Annotated in this window: 14 protein-coding genes; 9 read left to right on the top strand and 5 right to left on the bottom strand. The window is 68.4% G+C overall.

All coding sequences use genetic code 11. The annotated features are described in order from the left end of the window. Entirely contained in the window at positions 1-1,038 is a 1,038-nt protein-coding gene (locus ACWEKS_RS16180) for an NrtA/SsuA/CpmA family ABC transporter substrate-binding protein (RefSeq protein ID WP_452340818.1), read from the bottom strand. A 205-nt stretch (positions 1,039-1,243) separates the two neighbouring features. Here ACWEKS_RS16180 and ACWEKS_RS16185 point away from each other — a divergent pair, with 205 nt between their 5' ends. Together ACWEKS_RS16185 and ACWEKS_RS16190 are read left to right on the top strand one after the other, a co-directional pair. After that, positions 1,244-1,993, top strand: coding sequence for an IclR family transcriptional regulator (locus ACWEKS_RS16185; RefSeq protein WP_452340819.1), 750 nt, complete (start codon positions 1,244-1,246; stop codon positions 1,991-1,993). Positions 1,994-2,081: 88 nt separating this feature from the next. Further along, complete coding sequence (locus ACWEKS_RS16190) at positions 2,082-3,053, top strand: aldo/keto reductase (protein WP_452340820.1); 972 nt, start codon at positions 2,082-2,084, stop codon at positions 3,051-3,053. On the opposite strand, the gene ACWEKS_RS16195 is transcribed toward ACWEKS_RS16190, so the two are convergent. The 3 genes from ACWEKS_RS16195 to ACWEKS_RS16205 all read right to left on the bottom strand — a co-directional run bounded on the left by ACWEKS_RS16195 (position 3,050) and on the right by ACWEKS_RS16205 (position 5,202). Continuing rightward, entirely contained in the window at positions 3,050-3,793 is a 744-nt protein-coding gene (locus tag ACWEKS_RS16195; RefSeq protein ID WP_452340821.1) for an aquaporin, read from the bottom strand. The two genes, ACWEKS_RS16190 and ACWEKS_RS16195, sit on opposite strands and share 4 nt — an antisense overlap. Before the next feature lie 84 nt (positions 3,794-3,877). Next, a complete protein-coding gene (locus tag ACWEKS_RS16200; protein WP_452340931.1) occupies positions 3,878-4,300 on the bottom strand; it encodes a helix-turn-helix domain-containing protein in 423 nt (140 codons plus the stop codon). 143 nt (positions 4,301-4,443) lie between these two features. Next, a complete protein-coding gene (locus ACWEKS_RS16205) occupies positions 4,444-5,202 on the bottom strand; it encodes a hypothetical protein (protein ID WP_452340822.1) in 759 nt (252 codons plus the stop codon). A 108-nt stretch (positions 5,203-5,310) separates the two neighbouring features. On the opposite strand from ACWEKS_RS16205, the gene ACWEKS_RS16210 reads away from it, so the two are divergent. From ACWEKS_RS16210 to ACWEKS_RS16235, 6 genes are all read left to right on the top strand, one after another. Beyond that, on the top strand, positions 5,311-5,820 hold the full coding sequence (locus tag ACWEKS_RS16210; protein WP_452340823.1) for a hypothetical protein: 510 nt from the start codon (positions 5,311-5,313) through the stop codon (positions 5,818-5,820). A 247-nt stretch (positions 5,821-6,067) separates the two neighbouring features. Further along, positions 6,068-6,553 (top strand): MarR family winged helix-turn-helix transcriptional regulator, encoded by a 486-nt coding sequence (locus ACWEKS_RS16215; protein ID WP_452340824.1) that lies wholly within the window; start codon positions 6,068-6,070, stop codon positions 6,551-6,553. 190 nt (positions 6,554-6,743) lie between these two features. Next, positions 6,744-10,268, top strand: a complete 3,525-nt coding sequence (car, locus tag ACWEKS_RS16220; protein ID WP_452340825.1) for a carboxylic acid reductase — start codon at positions 6,744-6,746, stop codon at positions 10,266-10,268. A 65-nt stretch (positions 10,269-10,333) separates the two neighbouring features. Continuing rightward, positions 10,334-11,290 (top strand): class I SAM-dependent methyltransferase, encoded by a 957-nt coding sequence (locus ACWEKS_RS16225; protein ID WP_452340826.1) that lies wholly within the window; start codon positions 10,334-10,336, stop codon positions 11,288-11,290. Between the two features lie 379 nt (positions 11,291-11,669). Then, complete coding sequence (locus ACWEKS_RS16230; RefSeq protein WP_452340827.1) at positions 11,670-12,989, top strand: family 1 glycosylhydrolase; 1,320 nt, start codon at positions 11,670-11,672, stop codon at positions 12,987-12,989. A gap of 322 nt (positions 12,990-13,311) precedes the next feature. Continuing rightward, positions 13,312-14,676, top strand: a complete 1,365-nt coding sequence (locus tag ACWEKS_RS16235; RefSeq protein WP_452340828.1) for a family 1 glycosylhydrolase — start codon at positions 13,312-13,314, stop codon at positions 14,674-14,676. Positions 14,677-14,696: 20 nt separating this feature from the next. Here the strand turns inward: ACWEKS_RS16235 and ACWEKS_RS16240 are convergent, their stop codons facing one another. Further along, positions 14,697-15,374, bottom strand: coding sequence for a MerR family transcriptional regulator (locus tag ACWEKS_RS16240; protein WP_452340829.1), 678 nt, complete (start codon positions 15,372-15,374; stop codon positions 14,697-14,699). A 100-nt stretch (positions 15,375-15,474) separates the two neighbouring features. Between ACWEKS_RS16240 and ACWEKS_RS16245 the strand changes: the two genes are divergently transcribed. Further along, a complete protein-coding gene (locus ACWEKS_RS16245; protein WP_452340830.1) occupies positions 15,475-17,205 on the top strand; it encodes a GMC oxidoreductase in 1,731 nt (576 codons plus the stop codon). The last annotated feature ends 9 nt before the right edge of the window (positions 17,206-17,214 follow it).

The raw sequence follows: 17,214 nt of genomic DNA on the forward strand, positions 1-17,214 counted from the left end.
TCAGCGCCCCGGCTGCCGCCCGGCCAGCTGGTCCGGGCTGAGTTTGGACTTCAGGTCGTAGAAGATGTCGGCGGCGGTGATGTCGCGGGAGATGACGCCGTTGTCGCGGAAGAGCTCGACGATGGTGGCGAGGTCGGCCGCGTCGCTGTCGGTCGGGAGGTGCGGCACGGTCGCATCGCCGCCCAGGCGGATGGCGTCGGTCAGGCGCGGGCCGCTCAGCGCGCGGGGGCCGGTCTTGTCGAAGACGTTCTGGAAGTCGGCGGGATTGCCACGCTGCCGGGTAGTGAGCTGCTGCACCGTCTGCAGGAATTTCGCGGCGATGTCGGGGTGCTCGTCGGCGACCTCGGTGCGGAACACGAACACCGTGTTGTCCTTGGATCCGATGGACTGCTCGGTGGCGATCTCGACGCCGCCGTTGGCCTTGGCCTCCTGATAGGGCACCAGGAACGAGGCCCACGCGTCGACCTTGCCGGTGGCGAAGGCGGTGGCGGCGTCCTTCTGCTGCAAGGGAACTCGCGTCACCTTGTCGGCGGGCACCCCGGCCTGTGCGAGGGCCTGCAGCAGGATGTACTCGCCCTTGCCCGCCGGATTCACCGCGACCCGCTTCCCGGCCAGATCGGCGACGGAGTGGATGCCCGAGTTCGGGGCGGCCAGGATGCCGCTCTGATCCTTGCCCGCCGGATCGGAGACCGACACGATGCGCACGGCGACATCCTTGGACAGCGCGCCCACCACCGGACTGAAGGCGGCGTCGGAGACGTCGAGCTCCTTGGTGTTGAACAGTTTCAGCATGGAGCTGAAACCCGGTGTGGTGGTGACCCATTCGACGCGGGCGTGCAGTGGCGCGAGTGCCTTGTCGAAGGTGCCGTCGCGTTTGCCGACGGCCAGCGGCCCGGCATTGCCAGGGTCGACGACCTTGAGCACCACCTCACCGGAGCCGGTGTCGGTCGAGCCGGCGCCACACGCGGCGAGCAGGGCGACGACGGGGGCCAGGACGAGGGCGTGACGCCAACGGTGTGGCCGGCGCGTGCGGAACATGGTGGGCACCTCTTCGATTCGGAACGGTCCAGCGATGCCCTGGGACAGTAGGGATCCCACGCGACCGGAGCGAGGTAATCCATTCCGGGGATTGGAAGGGTTGACAGGCCTCCACCGAAGGCCTTATGGCCATTTGCCTTTCAGCTTTCCGAATAGTGGAAAGCTCGGGTCTGCCGGACCGGCACGCCGTGCTACCGTCCCAACCGTGGAAGCCTCCGGAGTGCAGACCGTCGCCCGTGCCCTCTCGGTCCTCGACTGCTTCCGCGACGGTGCGGAGCGCGGCGTCTCGGAGGTCGCACGGCAGCAGGGACTGGCGGTCAGTACCACCCACCGGCTGCTCACCGCGCTGGTGCAGGCCGGATTCCTGGACAAGAGCGAGGATTCCGGCCGCTACCGCATGGGCGGCGCACTGGCCGGGTACGGTCAGATCGCCTATCGCCAGCACCGCATCTATCTGGCCGAACCCGCGCTCGAACAGCTCGCCGCGACCACCGGCGCCAGCGTCTCGATCGCCCTGCGCCACAGCATCCACGCCGTGTTGCTGGCCACCAGCCGCTGGCGCGACACCGACGGCCACCGGCTCCAGGGCGTCCGGCTGCCGCTGCATGCCAGCGCGCTCGGCAAGACCCTGCTGGCGTGGAACGACGCCGGCGACGCCGAGCTGGCCGCGCTGCCCTACGACGAGGGCACCGCCCGATCCGTCTCCACCCCGGCCGAACTCCGGCGCGAGCTGGTCCGCACCCGCGAACGCGGCTACGCCTACAACGACGAGGAGCTCGATCCGGGCTTCCGCACGCTGGCCGTCCCCATCCTGACGCCCGGCACGCCCTGCCGGTTCGCGCTGGGGCTGCGCGGAACGACCACGCTCATGATTCCCGAACGGCTCCCGTTCCTGGTCGATCTGGCCAAGATCACCGCCGCCGACATCGCCGCCCGGTTCGCCGCCGCCGACTGACCCGGATGTACCGATCCATCTGGCAGTCAATGGATTTCATTCGAGTTTCGATTGGTGGACGGCGGGCGCGGCTGACACGATGGGCGGCATGCGTGAACAGCGGCTCGGGAACGGTTTGACGGCGTCGGCGATCGGCCTGGGGTGCATGGGGTTCTCCCAGGGGTACGGGGCAGCCGACGACACGGAGTCCGCCGCGGCCATCCGGGACGCGGTGGAGGCGGGAATCACCGTGTTCGATACGGCGATGAGCTATGGGCGCGGGCACAACGAGCGGCTGGTCGGGCAGGCGCTGGCGGGGACGAACGCCCTGGTGGCCACCAAGTTCGGGATCGTGCGGACCGAGACCGGCGTGGGACTCGACGGCAAGCCCGAGCATGTGCGCGGGTACTGCGAGGAATCGCTGCAACGGCTCGGGCGCGAGGCGATAGACCTGTATTACCTGCACCGGATCGACCCGGAGGTGCCGGTGGCCGAGACCGTCGGAGCCATGGCGGAATTGGTGAAGGCCGGCAAGGTGCGGCACCTGGGCATTTCCGAGGCCACCCCGCAGCAACTGCGGGAGGCGGTGGCGGAGCATCCGATCGCGGCGGTGCAGTTCGAGTGGTCGATGCTGTGGCGGGCGCCCGAGCGCGATATCGTTCCGGTGGCACGCGAACTCGGGGTCGGGATCGTGCCCTACAGCCCACTCGGGCGCGGATTGCTCACTGCCACACTGGATTCGGCCACGGTCGCGGACAGCGACTTCCGGCGCAACGACCCGCGCTTCCAGGGCGAGCATCTCGACGAGAATCTCGCACAGGTGGCGGCGCTGCGGGAACTGGCCGCGCGCCTGGGCATCTCGGCCGGGCAGCTGGCGCTGGCCTGGCTGCTGGCGCAGGGACCGGACATCATGCCGATTCCCGGCAGCCGCCGTGCGGCGCGCATTCTGGAGAATGCCGCGGCCGCCGCGGTCGAGCTCAGTGCCGAGGATCTCGCCGAGCTCGACGAGCTGGTCCCGCCCGAAGGCTGGTCGGGTGACCGCACCTCCTTCGCGGTCCCCTCGACCACGCGCAACCCCTAGTCGGCCCCGGCCGGCCGGTACAGCAGGGTCATCAGGCTCAAACCGGCCAGGCCGCCGAGGATCTGAGCCGCGGCGAACGCGGGCACCGAGGCCGGGGCGATGCCGGTGAAGGAGTCGGAGAGCATGCGGCCCACGGTGAGTGCGGGGTTGGCGAAGGACCCCGAACTGGTGAACCAGATGGCCGAGCCGAGGTAGGCGGCCACGGCTGCGGCGCTCGCACCGCGGCCGTGGCGGGCGGCCGCGAAGCCCACGGCGATCAGGCCGGCGGCGGCGAGGATTTCGCCGAGCAGGTGGCCGCCGGTAACGCGATGGTGGGTCGCGATCTGCAGTGGAGTGCGGTCGAACATGGCGTTGGCCAGCAGGGCGCCGACGATCGCGCCCGCGCACTGGGCGGCCACATAGGCTCCCAGTTCCCGGGTGCCGAGCCCGCTGCGCTGCCGCCGTCCGCCCAGCCAATCCGCCAGTGACACCACGGGATTGAAGTGGGCGCCCGAGATCGGGCCGAACGCCAGGATCAGCACGGCCAGGCCGAAGGCGCTGGCGGTGGAGTTCTCCAGCAGCTGCAGTCCGAGATCGCCGGGCGAGAGCTGTTCGGCCGCGATCCCGGAGCCGATCACGACCGCCGCCAGCGCCGCGGTTCCGGCGAACTCGGCCACCGAGCGCCGCCCCAGCGACGGTCCGGCCTGGGCGGGCGCGGTGTCGGGGGCGGGATCGATCAGCGGACGGTCGTGGTTCGGCACCCGGACACAGTGACAGACCGGCGCCTGCGCAGGACCGCGTCGCCGCAAGATATCTCGTATATCAGGCGCGGCCGGGCTCGGCGATCAATCGACCCCGCCGCCGCCCACCTCGGGCAGCCCCTCGGTGACGCGCAGGCGATCGGCCATGGCGGTCAGCAGGTGCTGGGACTCCTCGCTCAGCTCGAAGGCCCGCGTGGACAATTTGCGCAGGCCCTGGAACTGCAGCCGGGCGATCAATTCCGAGTCCCGGTCGGCGGCGGTGGTATAGGCGTCGTCGGCGAAATAGGCCGACCGGACCCGGAAGAAGCGGGCCAGCGCGGCGATCGTCTCGCGGGAGGGATCGGTGCGCACGCCCGAGCGCAGCTGGCTCAGATAAGGCTTGGAGATGGGGTGGCCCCACGCGGTCAGCTGGGCGGCCACCTCGGCGTTGGTGTGCGGGCGCTCGCCCGGGGCAGCCACGACCTCGAAGAGCCTGTTGAGCCGGGCCGCGAATCCGGACGCGGGCACGGGGACGGTGGCCGGGGTGGCGTGCAGTTCGGCGGCGCGGCGCGGGATGCGGGCATAGAGCCGTTGCAGCGCGGGCTCGTTCAGCGAGGACCGCTCGAGCAGCTCGGCGACGCGGGCCACCGGGTCCGGGGCGTGGTCGGGGCTCATTCGGCCGCCTCCTTGCCATCGAGGCCGGTCATCCAGCCGTGGTCGCTTTTCAGCCGGGCCCAGCGCTGTTCGACCGCCTTCACGGACGGGAAGTCGAACAGGTGCCGGATTTCACGGCCGGTCAGACCCATGGCCTTGCCCCACACCAGGCCGCGGTCGCGGTCGCCGAGGCCGGTCAGGCGGCTGCGGAAGGCCAGCCGGTCCACCACCGCACCGGCAACGTCCTCGGTGGAGGCCAGCACCTCCATCAGGTCCGGGCCGTCCTCGGTGACGATGGCCACCGAGGACGTGGCCTGGAACCGATAGAGGTCGCCGGTGCGGCGGCTGCGGCGGAAGTGCTCGACGAAGGCCGGTACACACGCGCCGATGAAGTAGCTGCCCAGGCTGAGGCCGCCGTCGGCATTCCAGCCGTCGCCGTCGCGGGCATTGCGGCGAAAGCGCTGCAGCGCGCGGGTGATGGTCTCCTGCACGAAGTCTTCGGCGAAGCGGGTCTCCACCAGCAGTCGTTCCTGCGCGGTCGGACGCAGCGGCATGCGCTTCTGCTCGGCCACCGAGAAGATCCAGCCGGTGCGCACCCATGGCCCCAGCACCGCCAATGCGTGGCGAACCAGACTGTCCGCCAGCAGTTTCCAGGCCGGGCCCTCGAATCCGGCCTTGCGGACCAGCTCGAACAGCTCGTGCTCGGCCGCGTATCTCTCGGGATCGGTCATGTCGTCGGTGTCCTCACCCAGCACCTCCTGATCTCTGACGAACACGTTATAGGCGTGGCAAACCCGCCGCCCCTCTTTCAGCTAATGACCAGTATCCACGGGCGTGTAAATCGTTCCTTGACAGACGCTTTCGTGTAAAGCCAGCATTTACACATGACCGATCCCCGACACAGAGACCCCGCCGACGAACGCGCGGTCCTGGCAAAACTGTTGTCCACCAATGCCGAATTCGTCGCCGAGGTGCTGCGGCCCGGCGACGGCAAGCCCGCGCCGTCGGTCATGGCGGCGCTGCGCGCGGCCCGCAGCCTCGACGGCGTCGTGGACGATGTGCTGCGCTCCCTGGTCCGCCAGGCCCGCGAAGAAGGCCGCACCTGGGCCGAGATCGGCGAAATCTTCGGCACCTCACGCCAAGCCGCATTCCAGCGCTTCGGCGGGCCCGCCGCGGGCATCCAGATCCCGCCGGTGCCACCCATGCCCGAGATGCCACAGCTGCCGCCCATGCCGGAGCCGCCCGACTGGGCGAAAATGCCTGGCATGCCGCATATTCCGGGCCGGCCCTTCGGCGGGCCCGGGCAACCGGGCGGTCCGGACCACCCGCAGCACCGCGGCCCCGGCCGGCCGGGCTGGGGCCCGAATCCGCACGGCGACCAGCCCGCCGAGTGAGTAGTTCGGCCGGACCGGACAGGTGGATGGTTACGCGAGCCTCGCTGCTCGAGCCAACACTGCGTGGGGGTCGGCGCGGTGTCGAGGATGGTGAACTCTTCGGCAACGCCGGTGGCCAGGGCGGGGGCCTCACTGCATAAGTACATTATCCAATCGACTGGCGCATGCTCGTATTTTGCGCAGCGTAACGGTTTGTTTGCAGATCAACCTCTGGCGACATTGCATAATGTGCTTATATACTTTGGCTATGAAGCGGGAACATGGTTCCGAGATCCGAGAGGGCATCGCCGAAGCCCTCGACGTGGGTGCGGCGCTGCTGGCCCAGCATCTCGCCCGGGGCACCAGCCTCACATCGCGGGCGGTGTTGGCGATGTTGGACCAGGAGGGTCCGGCTCGGCTGACGGTGCTGGCGTCGGCTGCGGGTGCCAGTCAGCCGGCAATGACACAGCTGGTGGGGCGGTTGGAGAGGGACGGCTTGCTTGCTCGGCTGGTCGACCCCGACGATGCGCGCGCCACGCTGGTGCAGATCACCGACGCGGGGCGGGCGTTGCGGGCCGAGTTGCGGCGGTCTCAACATGAGCATCTGGGTGAGCTACTGGACACGCTGCCTGTCCACGACCAGGTGACTTTGGGCCTGGCCATGCGGGTCGCGTTGCCACTGCTTCGGCAGCTGACTCGTCGCGCCGCCGAACATCCACAGTCCCAGCGCGCCCCCGCCTCGCTGACCACATGACCGAGTCCGACCCGGATCATCCGAATCGGCCCGGTTACCGCTTCGTGGCTGACCGACACCGTCGTCGGTCGGCGAAGTCGTTCGCTGGTCGACAACGTCGTCGGCCCCCGAACTCGTTCGCTGGTCGACAACGCCGTGGGCCTCCGAAGTTCCGTCCTACGAGGAAAGTTCGTTCCGGGAGGAGATTTCGATGTCCACCGATGCCAGTGCAGAGCGGCTCGCGCGCCGCATTCAGAGCTTGTCCGCCACCGACGCGCAGTTCGCCGATGCCCGCCCGGACGAAGCGATCTCCGCGGCGATCCGGCGGCCTGGGCTGCGACTCCCGCAGCTTGTGCGGATCGTGACGGACGGCTACGCCGACCGGCCCGCGCTCGGACAGCGAGCAGTGCGGTTCGTGACGGACCCGGACACCGGCCGTACCTCGGCCGAGTTGCTGCCCCGATTCGAGACCATCACCTATGCGCAGGTGTGGGACCGTGTCGCCGCGATCGCCGCCGCCTGGGCGAACGACTCGGTGCGGCCTGGTGATCGCGTCTGCATTCTGGGTTTCACCAGCGTGGACTACACAACGGTCGATATGGCGTTGATGCGCCTGGGTGCGATGTCGGTTCCGCTGCAGAACGGTGCGCCGGTGGCTACGTTGCGGCCCATCGTCGCCGAGACCGAGCCGGCGGTGATCGCCTGCAGTATCGACTACCTGTCGACTGCCGTCGACTTGGTGTTGACCGGCTACGCTCCCGCTCGGCTGGTCGTGTTCGATCATCGGCCCGAGGTGGACGACCACCGCGAGGCGATGGGAGCCGCTCGTGCCCGGTTGGCCGGCGCGGCCGGCCCGCTGGTTGTGGAAACCCTCTCAGACGTCGTCGCCCGCGGCGAACGACTCCCCGCTGCGCCGGTGTTCGTGTCCGACGAGCCCGACCCGGTGCGGCTGCTGGTCTATACGTCCGGCAGTACCGGTGCACCCAAGGGCGCGATGTTTCCCGAGCGGCTGGTCGCCAACTCGTGGCGCCGGTCGCCTGGATCGCAGTGGCCGAGTGGTGCTCCGTCCATCTCGCTCAACTTCATGCCGATGAGCCACATCATGGGCCGGCAGATCGTGTACGGATCGCTCGGCAGCGGCGGCACGGCCTATTTCGGCGCCAAGAGCGACCTGTCGACCCTGTTGGAAGACCTCGCGCTGGTGCGCCCGACCGACGTGGCCTTCGTGCCGAGAATCTGGGCGATGTTGTTCGGCGAGTTCCGACGTGAATTGGACCGGCGGTCCGTCGACGGCGCCAACCGGGAGGCGCTGCAAGCCCAGGTCACGGCAGAGTTGCGGCAGAACCTGCTCGGCGGACGGGTCGTGTGGGCGTTGACGGGCTCGGCCCCTCTGTCAACTGAGGTCGCGGCATGGGTCGAGTCCTTTCTCGACCTGCCCCTTGTGGAAGCCTACGGCTCCACCGAGGAAGGCTATGTGTCCATCGACGGCCGTGTGCAGCGTCCGCCGGTGGTCGGCTACAAGCTGGTCGACGTCCCCGAGCTGGGGTACTTCCAGACCGACCAGCCGCACCCGCGCGGCGAGCTGCTGATCGAGACCGAGGAGATCTTCGCCGGCTACTACGAACAGCCGGACGTCACCGCCGCAGCGTTCGACGCTGACGGCTACTACCGCAGCGGCGACATCATGGCCGAGATCGGTCCCGATCAACTCGTCTATCTCGACCGACGCAACAACGTGATCAAGTTGTCGCAGGGCGAGTTCGTTACGGTCGCCAATCTGGAGGCGGTGTTCGGTGACAGCCCGCTGATTCACCAGATCTATCTCTACGGCAACAGCGCCCGCCCCTACCTGCTGGCGGTGATCGTGCCCACCGGTCAGGCCCTCGCCGGCCATATCGGCGACGAGCTGAAACCACTGATCAGCGCGTCACTACAGGATCTGGCGAAAGTGGCCGGGCTGCGCTCCTACGAGATCCCGCGCGACTTCCTCATCGAACCAGCGCCGTTCAGCCAGGAAAACGGCCTGCTTACCGGCATCGGCAAAATAGCGCGTCCAAAACTGAGGCAACGCTACGGCCGGCAGCTGGAACAGCTGTATGACGAGCTGGCCCACGGACAGGACGACGAGCTGCGCCGACTGCGCTGCGAGGGCGCCGGCCAGCCGGTGCTGCAGACGATCAGACGGGCCGCGACAGCGCTGCTCGGCACAGCGGACAGCGATCTGCGGCCGGATGCGCAGTTCAGTGATCTGGGCGGAGACTCGTTGTCCGCGTTGACCTTTGCCAATCTGCTACAGCAGATCTTCGGCATCGACGTGCCGGTGGGTGTCATCGTCAGCCCGGCTACCGACCTGCAGACCCTCGCCGACTACATCCAGGCGCAGCGACAACCCGGTATTCGCCGGCCCACCTTCGCCTCGGTGCACGGCCGCGCAGAGGACGGGGAAATCACCGAGGTGGCCGCCCGCGACCTCACCCTCGACAAGTTCGTCGAAACCGCGATAGTGGCGACTGCACCGACGCTGCCGCCACCCCGCACGCACGTACGTACCGTGCTGCTGACCGGTGCGACCGGCTTCCTGGGACGGTTCTCGGCCCTGGAGTGGCTGGAACGGCTGGCTCCCGTCGACGGCACGCTGATCTGCCTGGTGCGCGCCCACGACGACGCACAAGCCCGCAGGCGTGTGGACAGGACGTTCGACCGCGGCGACCCGGCGCTGCTGGCTCACTACTGTGAGCTCTCCGCCGAGCACCTGCAGGTGATTGCCGGCGACAAGGGCCAGACGAACCTCGGGCTGGATCAGCAGACCTGGCAGCGGCTGGCCGACACCGTCGATCTGATCGTCGACCCGGCCGCCCTGGTCAACCACGTGCTGCCGTACAGCCAGCTGTTCGGCCCGAACGTGGTGGGCACCGCCGAACTGATCCGGCTCGCGCTGACCAGCAGGATCACGCCGTACAACTACGTGTCGACCCTCGGAGTCGGTGATCAGACGCCTGCATCGGAGTTCACCGAGGACGCCGACATCCGCACCGTCAACCCCACCCGCAGCCTCGACGACAGCTACGCCAACGGATACAGCACGAGCAAATGGGCCAGCGAAGTGCTATTGCGGGAAGCCAGCGACCGCTGCGGGCTGCCGGTAGCGGTGTTCCGCTGCGACATGATCATGACCGACACCCGATACCTGGGCCAGCTCAACGTGCCCGACATCTTCACCCGGCTGATGCTGTCCCTGGTCGCCACCGGGATCGCCCCGTACTCGTTCTACGAGCTGGACCAGGACGGCAACCGCCGGCGCGCACACTACGACGGTCTGCCCGTGGACTTCATCGCCGAAGCGATCGCCACCCTGGGCGCCCAGCTGGACACCGGGGTCGAGACATATCACGTGCTCAACCCGCACGACGACGGCATCGGACTCGACGAATACGTCGACTGGCTCATCGACGCCGGCCACCCGATCCAGCGCATCCCGGATTACCACGACTGGCTGCATCGGTTCGAGACCGCCATGCGCGCCCTGCCGGACCAACAGCGCCGGCATTCCGTGTTGCCGCTGCTGCGCTTCTTCCAGCAGCCCGCACAGCCGCTGCGCGGAGCTCTCGCGCCGGCCGAACGGTTCCACACCGCAGTCCAGGAGGCGAAAATCGGCCCGGACAAAGACATCCCACACATCACCGAGCCACTCATCGTCAAATACATCATCAACCTGCAGCAACTCGGACTGCTGTAACGGCCCGAAGCTCCGGGCCCACCCCACATACGACGGTTCAACTCGATACAGGAAAGGAACAAAGCATGAAGCGTACAAACAACGACACCTGGGACCTGGCCACCAGTGTGGGAGCGACCGCGACGATGGTGGCTGCCGCTCGAGCGACAGCCAGCAACATCGCAGATCCCCTCATTTCTGATCCTCTCGCCGAACCGCTCGTCCGCGCTGTCGGCATCGATGCCTTCACCCGATGGGCCACCGGAGAACTCGCCGCCGCTGACGTCGACCCCGATGCCACTTGGGGTTTGCAGCCCCTGACCGACGCCATAGCTGCACGCACCCGGTATTTCGACGCGTTCTGTCTCGGCGCGATGGCTGCAGGTATCCGTCAGGCGGTGATCCTGGCCTCCGGTTTGGACACGCGCGCCTATCGACTGCCATGGCCACCGGCCATGGCAGTGTTCGAGATCGACCAACCGGAGGTCGTCGAGTTCAAGACCGCTACACTCACCGGCCTCGGGGCCGAACCGACAGCAGACCTGCGGATGGTGCCCATCGATCTGAGGCGCGACTGGCCCGCCGCACTACAGCGAGCCGGGTTCGACACCGACCGACCCACCGCATGGATCGCCGAAGGCCTGTTCCCCTATCTGCCACCGGACGGTCAAGACCGGCTGCTCGACAACATCACCGCACTCAGCGCCATCGGCAGCAGATTGGCGACCGAGACCTTCATGGGCGGCACCACACCTGTCGACGTCGCTGAAGAAAGAATGCGGAACGTCGCCCGAGGATGGCGTGAGCACGGTATCGACATAGAGATTCCGGACCTGGCATATCTCGGCGAGCGCAACGACGTCGCAACGTACCTGGGAAGCCGCGGCTGGGATTCTGCGGGCACGACCATGCGGGACCTGTTGGCCGCTAACGGACTACCCGCGATATCAGAGACCAACCACGAAGCGTCCCTTGCCGACAATCGCTACTACACCTCGATATACACCCATCCACACCACCCGCCGACGGCCTTACCGGCCTGATCAGGGTCAGACCTGAACACGCCAGAAGCCTGCCACCGCGATTGCGGGCGAGTTGAAATCCCGCGACACACACCGGTATTCCGCCCCGAGCAGTCCGCGTTCGTCATCGTCCTCGCGGATCCGCGGCCCGCGGTTCCGGGGTACTCGCGCAGGAGGCGGCGATGCGGTGGCGCGCGAGACAGCCGACCTTTCCCAGCGCGCACCGGGATTCGACGGTCTCCGCGGAACGCCGGGCACGCGGCGGCGTCGCATCGGCGGCGCCGGTGGGTTCATCCACCGCCAGGACCGGACTATTCGGTCGAACCTCGGGTTGGGTGGGCGCGCGTCGGCAATAATGCCGGACGCCTGCCCGATTCGCTGCCCGCCGAATGAGGAGCCCATGCGCACGCACCGCCGCCATGCCGTTGCCATCCTGGCCGCCGCCACCGCCTTGTTCGCGACCGGCGCTCCCGCCGGTGCGATGCCCGCGGCAGCGGAGCTGCCCGCACTGGGCGCCGACTTCCACTGGGGTGTGGCCGCGGCGGGGTTCCAGAACGAAGGCCATGCGCCCGACAGCAATTGGCGCCGGTACGTGGACACCCACCCGGATTACGACCGCTACGGCGACAGCGTCGACTTCTACGACCGGTATGCCTCCGATATCGCACTGGCCGCGAATCTGGGCGTCGACACCTACCGGCTCAGCATCGAATGGGCGCGGGTGCAGCCACGGCCGGGGGTGTGGGACGAGGACGGATTCGCCTTCTACGACAGGGTGATCGCGGCCATCCGGGCCGCCGGGATGCGGCCGATGATCACCCTCGACCACTGGGTGTACCCGGGATGGGAAGCCGATCGCGGCGGGTGGGCGAATCCGGGCATGGTCGAGGACTGGCTGGCGAACATGCGGACGGTGGTCGACCGCTACGCCGGCGACGATCCGATGTGGGTCACCATCAACGAGCCCTTCGCCTACATCATGAACGAGGTCCGCAACGGCGGGCTGCCCGCCGCCGACGTGCCGGCCATGCAGGCGCGACTCGCGCAGGCACACAACAGCATCTACGACTACATCCACGCCCGCCGGGCCGACGCCATGGTGACCAGCAATGTCGCCTACGTGCCCGCCGCGGACCCGATCGTCAACGGCGCCATGCTCGATGCGATCGCGGCCAAGCTGGATTTCGTCGGCATCGACTACTACTACGGTCTGTCGCCCGACACGGCCGCCGAGTACACCAATTTCGCCTCCTCGGCGCTGTGGAAGATGCCGCTGCAGGCCGACGGCCTGTACTACACGCTGCGCCACTTCGCCCACCGTTTCCCCAGCAAACCGCTCTACCTCGTGGAGAACGGCATGCCCACCGAGAACGGCGCACCCCGCGCCGACGGCTACACCCGCGCCGACGACCTGCGCGACACCGTCTACTGGCTGCAGCGGGCCAGGGCCGACGGCATGAACGTCATCGGCTACAACTACTGGAGTCTCACCGACAACTACGAGTGGGGTTCCTACACACCACGTTTCGGCCTCTACACGGTGGACGTACGCACCGATCCGAGCCTGACGCGCCGCCCCACCGACGCCGTGGACGCCTACCGCGCCATCACCCACGACTCCGGCGTGCCCGCCGGCTACCTGCCGACCCGCCCGCCCGCGTCCTGCTCGCTGGTGGACGCCCTCGACAGCTGCGCCGACCCGGTCACCCTGCCCCGCTGATTCCGCAACACGCGCGACAGCCGGCGGGTTGCGCCGGACTGTGACTCCCCCTCGTGGAACTGCTTGGGCCACAGGCCGGTACGACTCGAAACGGTAGGCGTCCATCGACCGGCACCGACACCGCAGATCGCGCGCAACCGGGTAAAGTGGCTGGTGACGGCCCCGAACGGGTTTTCCGGACCGGAAACCCGGACACCGACCGGGGCTCGGGGAGACCGGTCGCGCAGCGCGACACGCCCGCCGCTGCCCCGAAATTCAGTTAACCGGCAGCTACGCTCCGATTCGGGACATTCCGACCACCCGTCCCGGAGGAGGAGCCTCGATGCGCAGACGACTGCACCGCCTCGTCCTGGCCGGGCTCGCGGCCGCCGCGATGCTGCTCCCGGTAGCGAGCGTCGCCCATGCCACCCCGGCCGCACCCCCGCCCGCGGCCGCGGCCGGCACGCGCGGCAGTCTGGGCCCGGACTTCCTGTGGGGCGTGGCCGCATCGGGATTCCAGTCCGAGGGGCATGCGCCCGACAGCAACTGGATGCACTACATCGACGCCAATCCCGGCTGGGACCGCTACCGCGACTCCATCGACTTCCGCTCCCGCTACCCCGGCGACGTCGCCCTGGCCGCGAGCCTGGGGTCGAAGGTGTTCCGCATCGGCATCGAATGGGCGCGGCTGCAGCCCGAGCCCGGGGTCTGGGACGAGGACGGGTTCGCCTTCTACGACCGGCTCGTCGACGACATCGTGGCCAACGGCATGGAACCCATGCTGACACTGGACCATTGGGTGTATCCGGGCTGGGAGGCCGAGCGCGGCGGCTGGCGCAATCCCGGCATGGTGGACGACTGGCTGGCCAATGCCCGCAAGGTGGTCGACCGCTACGCCTCGCGAAATCCGGTGTGGGTCACGGTGAACGAGCCGGTCGCCTACATCATGCACGAGGTGCGCCAGAACGGCACCGACGCCGACCAGATGCTCGACAAGGTCGCCCAGGTGCACAATCAGATCTACGACTACATCCACCAGGTGCAACCCAAGGCGCTGGTCACCAGCAATGTCGGGTATGTGGCCGGTTCGGAGTCGCAGGTCAACGGCCCGCTCATGGACCGCATCGGCGACAAGCTCGACTTCATCGGCGTGGACTACTACTTCGGCCTCGAGCCGCCCAAGACCAATGCCGTCAACCTGCCCGACGGTTCGGCCGCCCCGCCGCCCGGGATGTGGGAGCTGCCCATCCGGCCCGAGGGCATCTACTATGCGCTGCAACACTATTCGCAGAAGTTCCCGGGCAAGCCGCTGTGGGTGGTGGAGAACGGGATGCCCACCGAGAACGGCGCACCCCGCGCCGACGGCTACACCCGCTCGGATCACCTGCGCGACACCGTCTACTGGCTGCAGCGGGCCAGGGCCGACGGCATGAACCTCGTCGGCTACAACTACTGGAGTCTCACCGACAACTACGAGTGGGGTTCCTACACACCGCGTTTCGGCCTCTACTCCGTCGACGTGCTCACCGATCCGAGCCTGACCCGCAAGCCCACCGACGCCGTGGGCACCTACCGCCAGATCATCACCGCGGGCGGCGTGCCCGCCGGCTACGAGCCGGTCCGCCTCCCCTCGGACTGCCACCTGGTGGATCCGCCCGCCAGCTGCGACTCCCCCGTCACCGTCCCCAGCGTGGCCCCGGCCCCCTGAAGCGGCCGCCGCGACGGGGTTCAGCGGTCGAGTTCACGCACCGCGCGTTCGATCTCCTCCACCAGGGTGACCCCGCCGACCTCCCGGGCCGCGGCCCGGAACCGGTCGCGGAAGCGATCGAGATCCAGGTCCACGCCCTCGCCGCTGTACTCCGCACCCGCGGCCTCGCGGATGACGCGGATCATCTCGTCGGCCAGGGTTGCGATATGGGCGCGGATCAGCTTGCGCAGCACGCCCGACAGGGCGATGTCGGTGCCCACGTCGTAGAGGATGAGCGCTCCGGTGAGCATGGCCGGTTCGGGCACCCGCCAGCGCTCGCCGACGCGCTCGAGATAGCCCGCGCCGAGCAGATCGTCGAGGATCTCGGGGCGACGATCACCGAGCAATTCGGTCAGGGCCTCGTCGTCGAGGATCGTGCCGGTGTCGGCCTCGGCGCTGTAGCGCGGATCGAAGACCTCACGCCAGTCGCCGTCTGCGGGTACCTCGGCGTCGAACACCTCGCGGATCGCGTCCAGGCGCAGCCCGCGCGCCTGCATGGCGGTGATGGCGTACAACCGTTCCAGGTGTTCGGGACCGTAGACCGCTTCCTTGCCGGCCCGGCCGGGCCTGGGCAGCACGCCGACCGAGTGGTAGTACCGGATGGTGCGGGCGGCCACACCGCTGAGTTCGGCGAGTTGCAGACGGCTGTATCGATCCACCCGAACAGCATAGATACCGCTACCGGTGAACGTTGACAGTTACAACTGTCCGCATTAGCGTAACCGCCGCCACACTGTCGACGACGACAAGGGAGAGTCCATGACCCAACGCGACACCGATTTCGACGTGCTCATCGTCGGGTCAGGATTCGGCGGCAGTGTGAGCGCACTGCGCCTCACCGAGAAGGGTTACACCGTCGGTGTGCTCGAGGCCGGTCAGCGATTCGCCGACGACCAGCTCCCCGACACCAGCTGGGACCTGCGCAACTTCCTGTGGGCGCCGAAGCTGGGCTGCTTCGGGATTCAGCGCATCCACCCGCTGCGCGATGTCCTCATCCTCGCGGGCGCGGGCGTGGGTGGGGGCTCACTGAACTACGCCAACACCCTCTACGTGCCCCCGGCCCCGTTCTTCCAGGACCCGCAGTGGCGCGAGATCACCGACTGGCACGACGAACTCATGCCCTACTACGACCAGGCCCGCAAGATGCTCGGCGTGGTCACCAACCCGCACATGACCCCCGCCGACGAGGTGTTCAAGCAGGTCGCCGAGGACATGGGCGTGGGCGACACCTTCGTGCAGACCCCGGTCGGCGTGTTCTTCGGCGAGGCGGGCAAGACCGTGCCCGACCCGTTCTTCGGCGGCGCGGGCCCGGACCGCACCGGCTGCATCGAGTGCGGCGAGTGCATGACCGGCTGCCGCCACAACGCCAAGAACACCCTGGTCAAGAACTACCTGTACCTGGCGGAAAAGGGTGGCGCGCAGGTCTTCCCGATGACCACGGTCACCACCGTGCGACCGCTGCCCGACGGCACCTGGGACGTGGAGACCGAACGCACCGGCGCCTGGCTGCGCAGACAGCCCAAGACCTACACCGCCAAGCACGTGGTGCTGGCCGCCGGCACCCGCGGCACCCAGCAGCTGCTGTTCGCCATGCGCGACCAGGGCGTGCTGCCGCAGCTCTCGCCGCGGCTGGGCGTGCTGACCCGCACCAACTCCGAGTCCATCGTGGGCGCGGCCACCCGCAAGGTGAACCCGGATGTGGACTTCACCCGCGGCGTGGCCATCACCTCCTCGATCCATCCCACCCCCGACACCCACATCGAGCCGGTCCGCTACGGCAAGGGCTCGAACTCGATGGGCCTGCTGCAGACGCTCATGGTCGACGGCGGCGGCAAGATCCCGCGCTGGCTGCGGTTCCTCTGGACGGTGCTGCTGCACCCGCTGACGCTGCTGCAGTTCCTGTCGGTGCGCAACTGGAGCGAGCGCACCATCATCTCGCTGGTCATGCAGCATCTGGACAACTCCATCACCACCTACACCAAGCGGGGCCTGTTCGGGCGCAAGCTGACCTCCAAACAGGGCCACGGCGAACCGAATCCGACCTGGATCCCGGTCGGCAACCAGGTCACCCGCGCCGTCGCGGACAAGATCGGCGGAGTCGCCGGCGGTTCCTGGGGTGAGGTCTTCAATATCCCGCTGACCGCCCACTTCCTGGGCGGCGCGGCGATCGGCGCGGACGCCGACCACGGTGTCATCGACCCCTACCACCGCGTCTACGGCTATCCGACCCTGAGCGTGGTCGACGGTGCGGCGGTCTCGGCGAACCTGGGCGTGAACCCGTCGCTGACCATCACCGCGCAGGCCGAGCGCGCGGCGGCGCTGTGGCCCAACAAGGGTGAGGCCGACACCCGCCCGTCGCAGGCCGCGGGCTACGCCCGCATCGCACCCGTTGCACCGGTGCAGCCGATGGTCCCGCCGACCGCCCCGGCGGCGCTGGTGCTGCCCATCGTCGAGATCCGCAGCGGCGGGCCCGAATCCACCCCCGCCTGATCCACACCG

The organism is Nocardia sp. NPDC004711 (assembly GCF_053601595.1).

Bases quoted from the DNA above. Each gene is read 5' to 3' on its own strand.
- ACWEKS_RS16180 (WP_452340818.1), bottom strand. From the start codon at position 1,038: ATGTTCCGCACGCGCCGGCCACACCGTTGGCGTCACGCCCTCGTCCTG.
- ACWEKS_RS16190 (WP_452340820.1), top strand. From the start codon at position 2,082: ATGCGTGAACAGCGGCTCGGGAACGGTTTGACGGCGTCGGCGATCGGC.
- ACWEKS_RS16210 (WP_452340823.1), top strand. From the start codon at position 5,311: ATGACCGATCCCCGACACAGAGACCCCGCCGACGAACGCGCGGTCCTG.
- ACWEKS_RS16215 (WP_452340824.1), top strand. From the start codon at position 6,068: ATGAAGCGGGAACATGGTTCCGAGATCCGAGAGGGCATCGCCGAAGCC.
- car (WP_452340825.1), top strand. From the start codon at position 6,744: ATGTCCACCGATGCCAGTGCAGAGCGGCTCGCGCGCCGCATTCAGAGC.
- ACWEKS_RS16225 (WP_452340826.1), top strand. From the start codon at position 10,334: ATGAAGCGTACAAACAACGACACCTGGGACCTGGCCACCAGTGTGGGA.
- ACWEKS_RS16230 (WP_452340827.1), top strand. From the start codon at position 11,670: ATGCGCACGCACCGCCGCCATGCCGTTGCCATCCTGGCCGCCGCCACC.
- ACWEKS_RS16235 (WP_452340828.1), top strand. From the start codon at position 13,312: ATGCGCAGACGACTGCACCGCCTCGTCCTGGCCGGGCTCGCGGCCGCC.
- ACWEKS_RS16245 (WP_452340830.1), top strand. From the start codon at position 15,475: ATGACCCAACGCGACACCGATTTCGACGTGCTCATCGTCGGGTCAGGA.